Raw genomic sequence first — 13,914 nt, 5'->3', positions numbered from 1 at the left:
TTTACTCCGGATGGTGAGGAATGTGTTTTGATGGAGCAATATAAGGTCGCGTCACATCCTGCAATGAGACATTAATACATTCCACATCAAGCCCAATGGCCCCGTCCCCCGCAAGGGTCAAAACAAGGCGTCCCGCGCCATCCTCAGTCGGCTCAAAATGCACCGTCAGGACAGACAGAACCGTGTCTTTTTGCTGCGGATCGATACCTTGGCTCAAGACCTTGGTTACGTCCTCAAAGGCAAGGATTGACCGCACGCGCTCGACAGGGCGGTTGCGTGCCTTGGCTTGCGCAACATCTTCCCAACGGAACCGATTGCACAAAATCGCAAAACGGCGTTGCGCGGGAAGCCATGTCATTTCCGAGCCAAGGAAAACAGCGTCCTGCACAAAGCCCGAGATGACCCCTAGATCGGTCGCATCAACGGCCACCAATTGGATTGGCTTCTCTGCTCCGTCTTCAAAGCTGGCGTCTTGTGTCATTCTTTCACCCGTTCAATTTGTGCGCCGATTCCGGCAAATTTGGCGACCACATGTTCATAACCGCGATCCACATGGTATACCCGCGAAACGACGGTTTCACCCTCAGCGGCAAGGCCAGCCAAAATGAGCGACACAGAGGCCCTCAAATCGGTCGCCATAACGCGCGCACCCTTGAGACGCTTCACGCCTTTAACGGTTGCAACACCGCCCTGAACGTCAATATTCGCCCCCATACGGATAAGCTCCGGCGCGTGCATAAACCTGTTTTCAAAGATTTTCTCTTCCAAAACGCTGGTGCCATCAGCCGTACACATAAGCGCCATCATTTGGGCTTGGAGGTCTGTCGGGAACCCAGGATAAACTTCGGTAACCACATCCACCGAATGAATTAAGTCGCCTTTGCGTGCAACCATCAGGCCTTTTTCGGTCTCAGTGACACTTACGCCAGCGGCATCCAGTTTCTCACAGAAAGCGGCTAGCAAATTGATCCGCCCACCAAGCAATTCAACTTCGCCGCCAGCGATCGCAGGGGCGAGCATATAGCTGCCCAATTCAATGCGATCAGTCACAACGGGATGGGTCGCGCCGTTCAATCGGTCAACGCCCTGAATGGTAATCGTCGAGGTGCCTTCACCTTCGATTTGTGCGCCCATTTTGCGCAGACAATGCACCAAATCGACGATCTCGGGCTCGCGCGCCGCGTTCTTGAGCACGGTCGTTCCCTTGGCCAAAGTCGCGGCCATCACGGTGTTTTCCGTGGCCCCAACGGATGCAAACCGCAACTCATGCACCGCGCCTTTTAATCCGCCGCGTGCTATCGCGTGCAAATAGCCCTCTTTGAGTTCGATCTCCGCCCCCATTGCCTCAAGCGCCGCAATATGGAGGTCCATCGGGCGGGCGCCAATTGCGCATCCTCCAGGAAGCGAAACAATCGCATGCCCCAAACGGGCCAACATCGGACCAAGCACCAAGTTCGATGCCCGCATTTTACGCACGATTTCGTAATCGGCCACATGGTTGTCGATATTATGTGAAGACAGCGCCAAGACTTTTCCGTCCTGAAGGCTCGAAACTTCCGCCCCCAACGACTCCAAAAGAGCTGTCATCGTTTGGATGTCAGACAAGCGCGGCGCATTGGTTAGCGTCAGCGGCTCTTCTGACAATAACGTCGCAGGCATCAGTGTCAGGCAGGCGTTTTTCGCCCCAGCAATCGGAATTTGCCCTTTGAGCGGGCCATTTCCCTTAACAACAATTGAATCCATTCTCTGCCCTACTCTGCCTATTTATCTTGATCATTCACGACGCTGCGCGCGCGTGCTTGGGATTTACGTTTGGCCATATTTGCCTTCAACGCCGACTTTAGCCGGTCGTCACGGGTTTTTCCTGTTTTTTGTGCCGGCTTTGCCCCCCCTTGGGTTGCTGCGGCCTTTACACTTTTATTTACTGGTTCTTGGCTCATATTTGACTGTCTACCCTAGCAAAGGGAGGCCGTCCAGTAACCGAGACCCCATCCAAATCTATTCCGCGAGATTTGAGCCTACATGGTAAAAAACAGCCGGATTTTCCGCACACCGGATATGGTCACCCGTAATTGGGCGAAAAGACCCTTGCCTCGCGTCCGAATTGCGTCTAATCAGCCGCCAAGCCTCGTGCAAACGGGCTGTTGTAGCTCAGTGGTAGAGCGCGTCATTGGTAATGGGTAGGTCCATTCTAAATTGATGTGTTTGAACAATGAGTTAGTAGGACGGAGAAAATATTAGTAGGGTATTAGTAGGGCATATGTTCTAACGCCCTAAGTTTTATAGGCTGCTGTAGCTCAGTGGTAGAGCGCGTCATTGGTAATGACGAGGTCGGGAGTTCAATTCTCCCCAGCAGCACCATAAAATTCAATGACTTACCTGCATATCACGCACCCTAACAGGTGCGTTTTTGCATTTCATCACGCACATATCACGCACCATTCTTAAAACAACTCCACAACCCGAGCCGATTTTCCACACCTATATGTTCGTTCGGTTTGCGTCTCGATGCTTGGCCTCAATGTCAAAAGCAAACGAGGTGCCAAATGTCGACGACAACTTTTACCTTCCCTGATCCACTCGAACTATATTCACCCGAAGAGCGGGCGCGCCGGATTGCAAAGGTCTGGGCCGACGCCGCCGTTGATATAGAAAGCAGAGTGCGTCGCCTGCCTGATCCATTGATGGCCGATCAGCTCTACAATTCAATAGCTACTAGTAAGTATTTGAATGTACCGGTTCGGACGTTAGAGGGCTGGCGGGCGCGAGGACAAGGCCCTGCGTTCCTTAAACTTCCCAACGGATCAGTGAAGTATCGAGGTTCAGCTGTGCGTCGGTTTATTGATGAACAGGGGAAGCACCCCCGAACAAAAGGAGTTCGGTCGTGAGCACTAAGCAATCAGTACATCCGGGGATGTCGCAAGAAAAACTGGTTCGTGTGCGCAAGAAAACGGCGAAGCGTGGCAAGAACGTCAGGAACGCCACCGTCGGCACGGCCTACCCAATTATACAAGCCATGGCAGAGGAGCATCCAACGGCGATGGAGTTTGTCGCAGCTATGGCAATTTCTGCCTTGGCAGGAGAGCCACACCAATGTGCTGGCTGCGGAGGCGACTTCAGGATCGGCGACCTCCGCCCCGCCGCCCTTTGCGTAGTCTCAACAGTGAAGCTCCCGAACTTCCGAGATGCCATCCAGACGATCCTGCTCGCCTACTGCGACGAGTGCCTGATCGTGATTGGCTACGGGGAATTGAGCCGCCGCCTAACGACGGATTTGGGTCTGGAAAACCTTCTTATCGGGGAGGAAAGCACATGACCGGCTGGAAGCGAGAAGCCGAGCGCCTAAAAGCCGTTATCACATTTCCCATCAAAATCACTTGGGACGAGCGCAGACAGAAGTGGGATAAGCTCCCGCTCCTCACGGGTTGGCAAAACCTGAGATGCTCCTACTTGGACGGCCCATGTTGGGCCAAAGCAAACGGCTTCGGCATTCTCATGGGTAATGGTTTTTTTGGTCTCGATCTGGACAGCTACAAAGTTGGTGCCGAGCCAGATGTCTGGCTGAAAAAGCATGGCGTGACAGGAGGGACCCGCGTTCACAAAACGGTGTCAGGAGGAACGCACGCCCTGTATCGTATCCACCCCAAGTTTGACGGCGGAAACCTGCCAACCCGCGCCAACATTGTCAGTGGCCTAGACGGTCGAGGCAAAGGTGGCTGGATCGCATTTGGCGAGGGCTACGAATTGATCAAGCCCCTGCCCCTAGCCTACCTACCTGACAGTGCCAGCCAGAGCATTATTGACGGCTATTCAGGCGGCAGCGGAGCGGGCTCCGTCCTTGGGCCGTACAGCGTTTTGTCACAAGCGCAGAAGGAAGCCGTCATGAAGCGGCTTAAGATCAAGCTGCTCGTAGGCGCACGCATCGCCCACCGTTGGCGCGGCGTCAAAGCCAAGCTCAAGGAAGCTGGAAGGTCTCGCTCCTGCATGGATTACAGTATGGCACACTTGCTCGCCCGAGCGGAGTTTACTGCCGACGAAATAGCCTACCTTTTGATGGAAGAGTTCGAACATGGGCAGGCACGACATCTGGGAGCTGCAGGTGTGCGAGCGGTGCAAAGATGTGCGTCTGCCGCCGTAAATTCTCTCGCTGAGGCAGTCCCGCAAAAGGAGTTCACCGACACAGAAATAGAACCAGACGTCGAGACCGCCATGGTCGCAGCGATCAAGCAGGGGTTAACATAAAATGGCACTCACGCAAGAACAAGAAGACCGCATTAATGGTGCTCTGGATGAGGCCGCACAACTGGGGACGGCGGTGGAAAGGGAAGTCTTTTTGTCCGACCTCATCAACGAGCTTGGGCGACCCGTCGGCCTGACCTTAACCGCCCTCAGAGCCGACCTCGCGCGCTACACCCAGACGCACGACTTGAGCAGGAAGGAGCGTGAAGAAAACTTCAAACGCATAGCCCTTATCGAGCCTGCAGATCGCGTGAACGAAATCACGAAGCTTCAGCCTCTCCTCGGAAAGGGATGGTCGCGCACCAAAATTGAGACTGAGGTTCAGCAGCGCGTCCCTCCAATGAGTTGGGACATCGTGGATGAAAGGTGCGTTGACATAAGCGTGCTGTCGGAGGGCCTTCGAAAGGGGGCTATTGCCACCCTGATGAAAGACGCAGCCAAGGAGAACCTCGTCTTGGACAGGGCTGATTTGGAAGGGAAAGTCGCACGTGCAGCGGCGGAAGCAGCGCGCCGAGATGGCGAAGAGGTCTCCATCATCGATCCGAAGGATTTCACGGCCACGGCTTTGCGGTTTGTTGAAGAGGTTTACACTCTCGGCAAAGTGAGAACCCTGAAGTATTGGACGGGGTGTTGGTACGTCTGGAAAGGTCCAAAGTGGGAACAGCTTGAAGCGAAGTCGGATGAAGTCAACGATGCGGTCCGCAGATGGTCGGCAGGTAAACACTTCCTCAATAAAGAGGGTGTCGCACAGCCCGTGCTCCCCAACATTTCATTCGTTTCTGAGGTAGCCGAAGCCGTGAGGTGCGAGGTCGTCTGGGATATTTCGTCGATAGATGGTGTCATGTGGGAGGGGCAACCGCCCTTTGTTGGTCTTGCAATGCACGTCAAAAATGGCATCTTGTGTGTTGTGACGGACAAGCTCTACAGCCATACGCCGCGCTGCTTCAACCTGACGTCTGTCGACGCCGAGTGGCATGGGGACAAAGATATTTCGGAAAAGCCATTTGGGAAATTTGTTGCATCCATCACAACGGAAGGCGAGCAAATGCTGCCATTGCAGGAGTATTTCGGCTACAGTCTAACGTCCATGACCAAGATGCAGAAGGGGCTCATGCTGATTGGGAAAAGGCGGTCGGGAAAAGGCACGATCCTCCGGACGCTGGGCAAGCTGCTTGGTACTGGCGGCGTCCACACAATTCCAATGCAACAATTCTCGAATACTTTCCCAATGCAGGGCGCAGAAACCGCAGCCATTATCGCTCTACCTGACATCAGAACGGACAAGAATACCTATTTCGGGCCAGTCGCGGAGACGATGCTTACGGCCATTGGCGAAGACCCTCTGACTATCCAACGTAAACACAGGACACCTTGGCATGGGCGCCTGCTCGCGAAATGGTGGGCCATAGCAAACTCTGTGCCCTCCCTTCATGACCCAGACGGCGTGCTGGCCTCGCGCTTTATCTACGTGAACCTTGGCGATGTGTCCTTTTTTGGGAAGGAGGACGTCGATCTGGAAGCCAAAATCACTGCCGACCTGGATAGCGTTTTGATCTGGGGTGTGGCTGGTCTCCGCCGCCTCCTCGCTCAAGGAAAGTTTACGGAAACGAGCCGAGGCCAAAAGATGGCGGAACAAGCGCGTGTTCGTCAAAGCCCTGTTTCCGCATGGTTTGAGGAAAACCTTGAAATCGACCCAACCCATCACGAACCGAAGGACCGCTTGTTCGTTTCCTTCTTCCTCTGGGCGCAGGCGCGACACATGGGCTTCATGACCAAGAAGGGTCTGTTTGTTGGGATCAATTCCCTCGCAATCGATGGCGTCGTTGGTGGTGATACGGGGCGCGGGGATACGAGGCTGTACACCCTAAAGGGCGTGCGCTTCAAAGAGGGTAAAAAGCCGACGTATGAGGATGCATACTCAGTATGGGAGGCCGTCAAGAAGGAGGACGCGGATGTTCGAGAGAAAGGCATGATGCACCTCATCGAGCTGATCAGACAGGAAGAGGAAGCGGATGGAAAAGAAGACAGCACTGTCGTGGCATTTAACGAAGTCATTAGGACCGATAACTCCGTGCATGGCGGGAAAAATGACACCGTGCAGCAGCTGAAATCAGACAGCGAAGAGGCAAAGTCTACGTACGGCAAGCCAAAACCAGAGGAGAAAACATGACTATAAAGGGTCTGGTGTTGGGTGCTGGACGGCCCAATCATGCCCCATCGTTGACCTTCGTCGACTGTTGGATGATCCAATTCACGGGGCAAACAGCCCAATACACAAGGCAGTCACGTGGCAACAAGAGGCAACCTCGTGCAGGGAAAGACAAATCATTCCAAAGGGATACATCTATATCACAAGGTACACGGGGTAATTCTCAAAAAGATTTATTAACAAACAAACATTTATTTGAAAAATATCTCTTTTAGGGCAGGAAAAAACGAGGGAGAAAAATAAAACGCTATAGGGAAAGCTGCAATAGGAAATTACACCGTGTGTCCCGTGCAGAGTGTTTTGGGCGAGGCCTCAAATGGACATGATCACCCTCAATCCAACACAACTTTAGAGTTGCATATCTCATTGCAAACAATCAGTAATTTTACATAGATGCTTGGGATTGGCGCAAGGGATAAGCAATAAGACGAGGAAATGTCATACAGCTCACGCCGCTCACATCGCCCCCCAACATTTCAATTGCTAATCGAGGTATATGTGGAAGGATTTTAGTTATAAAGCTGCGTCGACAGTGATAGTTTGGGCCTCGATCCAAAACTGGAGGATAGTTATCCCGTTGCACGTCCCGATCCTGAAGGCCTAATTGAGGTTGACGGCGAAATCTTTATCTCCCATCCCTTCGCCTCGGGTGCCCACAACCACAAACATCGAGAACAATGGGCGGCTGCGATCCGAACAAGAATGATGATAAATGGCCGCTGCTGCGTGATCTGCAGAAAACCAATCCCCATGGAACGTCAAGTAAATGCGCTTTATTGCTCCCCAAGAAGCCCTTGCGCACGCATGGTATGGCATGTCCCGATCCTGAAGGCCGTTGCATCTAAATACTATGGAGCCACCCCGTCTAGTTGGTGAAATGGAAAAGAAATCTCTACATAGTGCAAGTCAGGAAGAGGCTGTTTCAACAGTCGGCATTATTCGGCTTTTTTACCGGCATTATCGCGGCAATTTCAGACACAACGCTAGTATTACAGCCTCGGCGGCCAAGGTTGGAGACTTGGGGAATGCGTAACCGTCGCAGAATGCTTCCGTCGTCTAGGCAGGATGGACAAAGTTAGTGATCAGTATCCAGCGACAATATCTGCTAGGGCATTCTTCGCATGGAGTGCCGCAAGTTCCGAAGGAGACATGTCAGCGACGCGAGCAACATGGGCCTCTAACTCATCCCAGAGGGCCATAAGGTCGTCATGCTCCTTACGTTCCGCGGGAGGCATCGCGCCAACCTTTGCCTGATATTCCTCCTCCGTCAGAAAAGGCTCTAGACTTAAAGAGCAACTCATGTCGCATATCTCGGCTTCCATTTGGGCGTAGAGTTGGTCACTGATATCGGATGGGACGACGAGGTGCGTGGCATGACGCTCTATAATGTGCTCACCAAAGCAGTGGTCGAACCATCTGCAACCCTCAGGCTCGCGGGGGTCAATGTAAATATTCATGCTGATCCTTTCTGGTGATCAAAGTGCGACAGACCTGCAATGAACGTTTCGACGGACTTCTTAGCCGAATAGTCAACTTCGGGAATATAGGGGGCTTCTCCAAACATCATCCAAGTCGCGTAAAGTTTTTCGACAGAAAATCCCTGTTCTAAATAACTCAGCAATTCATTCTCAATGAGTTGCTTACAGCGCGCGATGGCCTCATCACGGGTCTCATAGGTGCGATCCGTCAACCGCTCCTCGGGATCGCCGTGGTGAAAATTGTCATCGACAAAAACGGTAAAAGGCATGGTAGCTCCTTGCTTGCATCCTGTGCCGCGTGCCGCCGAAGTTGGTGGGGACCACCCAGCAAGAACCGGGTTGGTGGCGGCAATTACTGCCGCGCTCTTCACGCAAGTGAGTAGTCTGGTCTCTGAAGGCCGCGCAAGAACGCCCTGCGCTGCCACGATTTTGTCTAACGAGGCACGAATGTCTCTGCGTCTAGTGCAGCCACGTCAAACTCTGCGCGCAATGCGGCGGGGATCGACAAGCCAGCAACAACCGCGCGGGCTTTGGTGATATAGGCCAACCGCTTTTCCTGCGACCATTCCGGAGGTGAGCTAACCAAACTGTGCAAATTGCTCATCTGATCTGCTGCCTTGATCAACGCCGCCCCAGCAGACTTGTGAGGTGCGGTCGCAATTTGTGCTCTACGCTGCTCTTCTTTGGACAGGGATGGGTCATCCGTGACTTCGCCAACCAAGGCGGCGACAGCATTGCCAAACAACCGATCGATCTCAACAAGCGTCGTTTCGGTGTCTTCTACTGTGTCATGCAACCACGCTGCAGAGACGGCCTCGGCCTCACCGCCATGCCGCGCGACGGTCGCTGCGACCTCTGCACAATGAGTGACGTAGGGCGTTGGGTTCGTCCCTTTGCGAAATTGCCCTGCATGGCGGGCGGTTGCAAGATCTTCTGGCGTCATGCTGTATCTCCGTTGGTTGCTTATTTCAGACACACCTTACGTAATACGCACACGTATTACAATAGTTCTGTGTTACCTTGCATGAAATACGTGTTACACTAAACCTGAACTACTAACATTGGAGTACCCTCATGGAAGATAAGCCAATTTCAATTCGGCTCGGCGCGCGACGGATGGAAGCCTTGGAGCGCTATCTGTCCGAAAATCAAGGCGAGACCCGCAACGGAGTAATTGCGGGGGCTGTCGAAAACTACTTGAAGGAAACAGGGTATTGGGCGGAAGCTTCGGTATCCAATGCGTCTGACGACCCTGCTGATTTTGCTGCTAGGCGGCCTACCCTTTCCGAGCGTGTAAAGGCGCTAGAGGACGCAATGGAGCAGTTGAAAAAATCTGAAGAGACATAAGATTTAAAGAGTTCCATTCTGAAAAGGTACCTATGCGCGATCCAACCAATAAACGGCCCCCAATTACAACCCCAGGCGCGCCTACATTCCTTTGGGTCTTAATCGGCCTCATGGCAGCGATTGAACTGCCGCTTACACTCTCAGATGCAGGTTGGATCGGTTCTGACGGTTGGCGTATAAATGTCTTTTTATATGGCGCATTTTGGCCCCCGTTGCTCAATGGCGGCTTCGACCCCCTTTACCCAGTTCAGAAAGCTTTGATGTTTCTGACGCACGCGCTTTTACATGGCAGTTTTGTTCATTTAGCCATGAATAGCGTGGTCCTTCTCGCCTTGGGAAAAAGCGTTGCGGCAGTAATTGGCGCAGGAAAAACCATTCTTTTGTTAGCCCTCTCAGCAATCTCTGGTGCCGCTGCGTTCGGACTATTGTCCACATCAAGCGGTCCAATGATTGGTGCGTCAGGAGCCGTTTTTGGCCTTCTGGGATTGTGGCAAGCATGGGATTACAGGCGGAGACGGCACCTTGGCCTATCCATACAACCCGTCATGAGCGGTATAGCTGGCTTGATCCTCGTCAATTTGGTGCTTTTCTTCGCACTTTCAGGGGCACTTGCTTGGGAAGCCCACCTAGGCGGCTGGATCGTTGGTTGGATGGCCGCATGGACGTTCGCGTCTCAGCGTGAGACAAAATGACGACGAGAAACGCCTGACGTTTTGAATGTATCAATGGCATAGAAGCTGTAATCGCACTGTCACTTTTTTCCAAGCAGGCAAACCAACGCGCGCAGTCTTTTCAAGCACCTGTTAAGCCGCTCTATTCTTCTAGACACGGCCAACTCGCAACCCTAGGGTCGGGCAAATTACAATTTAGAGGCAATAATTGCTATGAGCACCGACACCCGAACTTCCGACATCGATTTTGCCGCTGACCTTTTTAAAGCCGCCGACAAAATGCGCGGCTCGTTAGAACCCTCTGAATACAAACATGTCGCCCTTGGCCTAATCTTCCTAAAGTACATTTCAGAGGCCTTTCAAGCCACCTATGAACGCTTCTCAGATGACGAATATGCGGACGAAGAGGACCCCGAGGAATACCTCGCGGAAAACGTCTTCTGGGTGCCGCCCACGGCCCGTTGGTCGCACATCCAGCAAAACGCCCGTTCGGAAAACATCGGAAAAATCATCGATGATGCGATGGAAGCTATTGAAGCGGTTCCAACCAACGAAAGTCTCAAAGGTGTACTTCCCAAAACCTATGCCCGACCGACGCTCGACAAAACCATGCTGGGCGAACTGGTTGACCTGTTTTCAAACATCAAACTGCATGACAGCGCCGACCGTGCTCGCGACCTCCTAGGCCGCGTCTATGAATACTTCATCTCGGGCTTTGCCAGCGCCGAAGGTAAACGTGGCGGCGAATTCTTCACCCCGCGTTCCGTTGTCCGTACCCTCGTTGAAATGTTGGAACCTTACGAAGGCCGCGTCTATGACCCCTGCTGTGGTTCTGGCGGCATGTTCATTCAATCTGAGAAATTCATCGAAGAGCACGGGGGCAACCCGCTCAATCTCGCCGTCTATGGCCAAGAGATCAACCACACCACATGGCGTCTAGCCAAAATGAACCTCGCCGTCCATGGCATCGATGCAGATATCGGCTGGGATAGCGCCGGTAGCTTTCACAAAGACAGCCATCCGAACCTCAAGGCCGATTTCATCTTAGCTAACCCGCCATTCAATATCTCGGATTGGGGCGGAGATCGTCTAACTGAAGATATCCGCTGGCAATATGGCACGCCACCCAAAGGCAACGCCAACTTTGCATGGATCCAACACATTATCCATCACCTCGCCCCGCGCGGCCATGCGGGGGTTGTCCTCGCCAATGGCTCTATGTCGTCACAAACAAGTGGCGAGGGCGAAATCCGTAAACAGCTGATCGAACAAGACCGCGTCGATTGCATGGTCGCCCTACCAGGGCAGCTGTTCTATTCCACGCAAATTCCCGTTTGCCTTTGGATCCTGTCGCGCGACAAATCGGCAAACGGCCACCGTGACCGTAAAGGCGAGGTGTTGTTTTTGGATGCCCGAAACTTGGGCCATATGGTCGACCGTGTCCGTCGTGAATTCTCGAACGAGGATATAGAACGCATTGCAGGCACCTATCGCCGCTGGCGCGCCAACCCTGAAACGATTGAGGCCAAGGGGTGGGATGCTTACGAAGATGCGGCAGGTTTCTGTAAATCCGAAGGTTTAGAGACCATCCGCAAATACGACCACGCGCTGACGCCTGGGCGCTATGTCGGGGCTCCTGATGTTGAGGATGACGGGGTGCCGTTTGAGGAGAAGTTCAAAAGATTGAGGGCTGTCCTTACCGCTCAGTTTGAAGAACACAGTGAAATTGCAACCAATATCACTGAAAACTTAAAGCTCACTGGAGAAAACAAGTGAGTAATGTTCTAGGTGATTATTTCGACTTACAACGTGGGAACACCTATAAAAGTAAGCTCTTGGGTCAACCGGGACCGGTCCTATTAGGGCTTGGTAGTATAGGAAAAAATGGTGGTTTCCGAGGAGAAAAGCTGAAGACATATGGCGGACATTGCGATCCTCGTATGATTTTAACTCCCGGAGATATTTACGTTTCCCTAAAAGATGTAACGCAGTCAGCAGAATTGCTTGGGGCCGTCGCTCGGGTCCCTTCAACTGTTCCTACTGGCCGTGTTACACAGGATACTGTGAAACTATTGTTCAAAAAAGGAGCCCCCAGCGACTATATTTACTGGTTGTTGAGAACGCCACACTACCGCGCTTACTGCCGCTCACACGCAACAGGAACAACGAACCTTGGACTTCCACGCGAAGATTTTCTTGCATATCCAGTCCCCAAACTGACGAAACAAAAACTTTCGTTGGTTGAAACCATTCAGCTGCTCGATGACAAAATCGAGTTGAACCGGCGGATGAATGGGACGTTGGAAGAGATGGCACGGGCGTTGTTTCTGGATTGGTTCGTCGATTTCGGCCCCACCCGCCGCCAAATGGCAGGCGAAACCGACCCCACCAAAATCATGGGCAACGCCTTCCCCCCCGACAAAGCCCAAACCCTTGCCCCCCTTTTTCCCGCCACATTAGGGGAAGATGGATTGCCCGAAGGGTGGAAAGCAGCTGAAATTTCGAGTTTGTGCGATATAAAAAGCGGAAAGCGTCCGCCTGTTAAAGTGAATTCACCCGATCACGAAAACTCCATTCCTGTCTGGGGCGGCAACGGTGTTAGTTGGTTCACCAACCAAACTCTGTTTGACCAGCCATTAGTTATTACTGGCCGAGTAGGAACTCTAGGCACGGTCTATCGGGTCGAAGGTGATGTTTGGGTGTCGGACAATGCACTGTGCCTATTTCCACACGATGGGTATTTTGAACTTCTATATCAAAGTCTTCAAACTCTCGATTACAAAGCACTGAATAGTGGTTCTACGCAGCCGCTATTGACACAAACAGCTCTCAAAAAGCAGCCTTGTCTAAGACCTCCCAAGGAGACTGCGCAGCAATTTCAAGAAATCTCTTCACTGATGACAAAAAAAGTAATGGCTAACGAAAAAGAGAACGAAACCCTCGCCAAAACGCGTGACCTCCTCCTGCCCAAGCTTATGTCGGGCGAAATCCGCCTGAAAGACGTGGAGGGAATGCTTTGATTTATGACCTAACCAATAGTTTTTTAGAACTGGGTGATGCCACGTCGCGCAATTTAGATTTCGCGTATCAAAAAGATGTTCATATCTCCTACGGCGAGGAAACAATAACGGAGACAAACTTGCTTGAGTTGCGCAGGCGACACCCTTCAAGAATATCCTTGAAGACCTTTTCTCACCATGCGGAAGCAAAAAATGGCGCTGATTGGGAATGGCATATTGTAGGTAAAAAATGGACCTTTGGGATGCGCGTGCAGGCAAAACGCGTCCAATGCGATGGCAAATTAAAGGTTAAGCACGAAATCGGGAAATCAGGTCGTGAACAAATTGATGTTTTGCTTGCATCTGCAAAATCAGGCGGGATTGGCGGTTGGCCGCTAAGACCTATTTACTGTTTCTATTGTGCAGATCGAGACATGGAAATTTGGTCGACAAGCAAAAGAAAAGCTATGCCAAAGCCTGACCGATGGAGCGAATATGGCTGTTTGATTGCAGATGCTATCAAAATAAAGGCAGTTCCAATTGTTCGTAAATTGACGGATGTGGAAAAACACTGCGTACCTTGGCACTATTTATTGCTCAACAGCCCTTTAAGGTTTGCAATTGGTGAGCGTCGACCGGTGTCGAATGACGATCAAGATCTAATTGGTTTACTCGAGCGTCAATATGGTGACGGCCCAACAATTGGTGACGAAAGCTCGGCTGCTATTGCACCTACTTTTCCCACAGCAGATCAATTGAATGGTAGCGACGATAATTTCTCCGTCAATCAAGTCGGTATTTGGCCAACGGCAGAACATGATTATTCCACTCAGCCGAGTACAGTTCTGATGCGTGAGCGCGGTATTTCTCGCTTTCTGAGTATCGATGTTTCAGGACTTGGAGAGGCGTATGATTAACTTTGACCATCTAAAGCCCCTCTATTCTAGGGTTCCGCTATTGCCAATACTCAT

At 52.1% G+C, this 13,914-nt stretch carries 15 protein-coding genes and 1 tRNA gene; 10 read left to right on the top strand and 6 right to left on the bottom strand.

Features of this window, described 5'->3' with window-relative positions; translation table 11 throughout:
- Position 1: 1 nt before the first annotated feature.
- From AB9F29_RS00315 to AB9F29_RS00305, 3 genes are read right to left on the bottom strand one after another with little or no spacing between them, the layout of a single operon-like run.
- Positions 2 to 481, bottom strand: coding sequence for a DUF2948 family protein (locus tag AB9F29_RS00315; RefSeq protein ID WP_369754212.1), 480 nt, complete (start codon positions 479 to 481; stop codon positions 2 to 4).
- Positions 478 to 1,743 carry a UDP-N-acetylglucosamine 1-carboxyvinyltransferase gene (murA, locus tag AB9F29_RS00310; RefSeq protein ID WP_369754211.1) on the bottom strand — a complete coding sequence of 422 codons (1,266 nt, stop codon included), beginning with the start codon at positions 1,741 to 1,743 and terminating at the stop codon, positions 478 to 480. The genes AB9F29_RS00315 and murA overlap by 4 nt, the downstream gene beginning before the upstream one ends.
- 17 nt (positions 1,744 to 1,760) lie before the next feature.
- The gene (locus tag AB9F29_RS00305) at positions 1,761 to 1,940 is read right to left on the bottom strand and encodes a hypothetical protein (RefSeq protein ID WP_039004519.1); all 180 of its coding nucleotides are present in this window, start codon (positions 1,938 to 1,940) and stop codon (positions 1,761 to 1,763) included.
- Positions 1,941 to 2,286: 346 nt separating this feature from the next.
- Between AB9F29_RS00305 and AB9F29_RS00300 the strand changes: the two genes are divergently transcribed.
- The 5 genes from AB9F29_RS00300 to AB9F29_RS00280 all read left to right on the top strand — a co-directional run bounded on the left by AB9F29_RS00300 (position 2,287) and on the right by AB9F29_RS00280 (position 6,409).
- Positions 2,287 to 2,361: transfer RNA gene (locus AB9F29_RS00300), tRNA-Thr, on the top strand.
- Positions 2,362 to 2,546: 185 nt separating this feature from the next.
- Positions 2,547 to 2,888: a helix-turn-helix domain-containing protein gene (locus tag AB9F29_RS00295; RefSeq protein WP_369754210.1), complete on the top strand. Its 342-nt coding sequence runs from the start codon at positions 2,547 to 2,549 to the stop codon at positions 2,886 to 2,888.
- A complete protein-coding gene (locus AB9F29_RS00290) occupies positions 2,885 to 3,316 on the top strand; it encodes a hypothetical protein (protein WP_369754209.1) in 432 nt (143 codons plus the stop codon). The genes AB9F29_RS00295 and AB9F29_RS00290 overlap by 4 nt, the downstream gene beginning before the upstream one ends.
- The gene (locus AB9F29_RS00285; protein WP_369754208.1) at positions 3,313 to 4,242 is read left to right on the top strand and encodes a bifunctional DNA primase/polymerase; all 930 of its coding nucleotides are present in this window, start codon (positions 3,313 to 3,315) and stop codon (positions 4,240 to 4,242) included. Before AB9F29_RS00290 ends, AB9F29_RS00285 begins: the two co-directional genes overlap by 4 nt.
- A gap of 1 nt (position 4,243) precedes the next feature.
- Positions 4,244 to 6,409, top strand: coding sequence for a DUF5906 domain-containing protein (locus tag AB9F29_RS00280; protein ID WP_369754207.1), 2,166 nt, complete (start codon positions 4,244 to 4,246; stop codon positions 6,407 to 6,409).
- A gap of 1,121 nt (positions 6,410 to 7,530) precedes the next feature.
- Here the strand turns inward: AB9F29_RS00280 and AB9F29_RS00275 are convergent.
- From AB9F29_RS00275 to AB9F29_RS00265, 3 genes are all read right to left on the bottom strand, one after another.
- Positions 7,531 to 7,905: a hypothetical protein gene (locus tag AB9F29_RS00275; RefSeq protein ID WP_369754206.1), complete on the bottom strand. Its 375-nt coding sequence runs from the start codon at positions 7,903 to 7,905 to the stop codon at positions 7,531 to 7,533.
- A complete protein-coding gene (locus AB9F29_RS00270; protein WP_369754205.1) occupies positions 7,902 to 8,195 on the bottom strand; it encodes a hypothetical protein in 294 nt (97 codons plus the stop codon). Before AB9F29_RS00270 ends, AB9F29_RS00275 begins: the two co-directional genes overlap by 4 nt.
- Before the next feature lie 164 nt (positions 8,196 to 8,359).
- Entirely contained in the window at positions 8,360 to 8,869 is a 510-nt protein-coding gene (locus tag AB9F29_RS00265) for an HD domain-containing protein (protein ID WP_369754204.1), read from the bottom strand.
- Between the two features lie 131 nt (positions 8,870 to 9,000).
- On the opposite strand from AB9F29_RS00265, the gene AB9F29_RS00260 reads away from it, so the two are divergent.
- The 5 genes from AB9F29_RS00260 (at position 9,001) to AB9F29_RS00240 (ending at position 13,860) form a co-directional block, all read left to right on the top strand.
- On the top strand, positions 9,001 to 9,273 hold the full coding sequence (locus AB9F29_RS00260; RefSeq protein WP_369754203.1) for a hypothetical protein: 273 nt from the start codon (positions 9,001 to 9,003) through the stop codon (positions 9,271 to 9,273).
- A gap of 32 nt (positions 9,274 to 9,305) precedes the next feature.
- Positions 9,306 to 9,965 (top strand): rhomboid family intramembrane serine protease, encoded by a 660-nt coding sequence (locus tag AB9F29_RS00255; RefSeq protein ID WP_369754202.1) that lies wholly within the window; start codon positions 9,306 to 9,308, stop codon positions 9,963 to 9,965.
- 192 nt (positions 9,966 to 10,157) lie between these two features.
- Positions 10,158 to 11,720: a type I restriction-modification system subunit M gene (locus AB9F29_RS00250; protein WP_369754201.1), complete on the top strand. Its 1,563-nt coding sequence runs from the start codon at positions 10,158 to 10,160 to the stop codon at positions 11,718 to 11,720.
- On the top strand, positions 11,717 to 12,964 hold the full coding sequence (locus tag AB9F29_RS00245; RefSeq protein WP_369754200.1) for a restriction endonuclease subunit S: 1,248 nt from the start codon (positions 11,717 to 11,719) through the stop codon (positions 12,962 to 12,964). The genes AB9F29_RS00250 and AB9F29_RS00245 overlap by 4 nt, the downstream gene beginning before the upstream one ends.
- Positions 12,961 to 13,860, top strand: a complete 900-nt coding sequence (locus tag AB9F29_RS00240; protein ID WP_369754199.1) for a DUF6615 family protein — start codon at positions 12,961 to 12,963, stop codon at positions 13,858 to 13,860. The genes AB9F29_RS00245 and AB9F29_RS00240 overlap by 4 nt, the downstream gene beginning before the upstream one ends.
- Positions 13,861 to 13,914 lie beyond the last annotated feature (54 nt).

The organism is Falsihalocynthiibacter sp. S25ZX9, from assembly GCF_041205405.1.
Classification (GTDB): Bacteria; Pseudomonadota; Alphaproteobacteria; order Rhodobacterales; family Rhodobacteraceae; genus Falsihalocynthiibacter; species Falsihalocynthiibacter arcticus.
The sequence above is the reverse complement of the archived record's forward strand: the minus strand, read 5'-3'. Positions and strand labels throughout refer to the sequence as shown.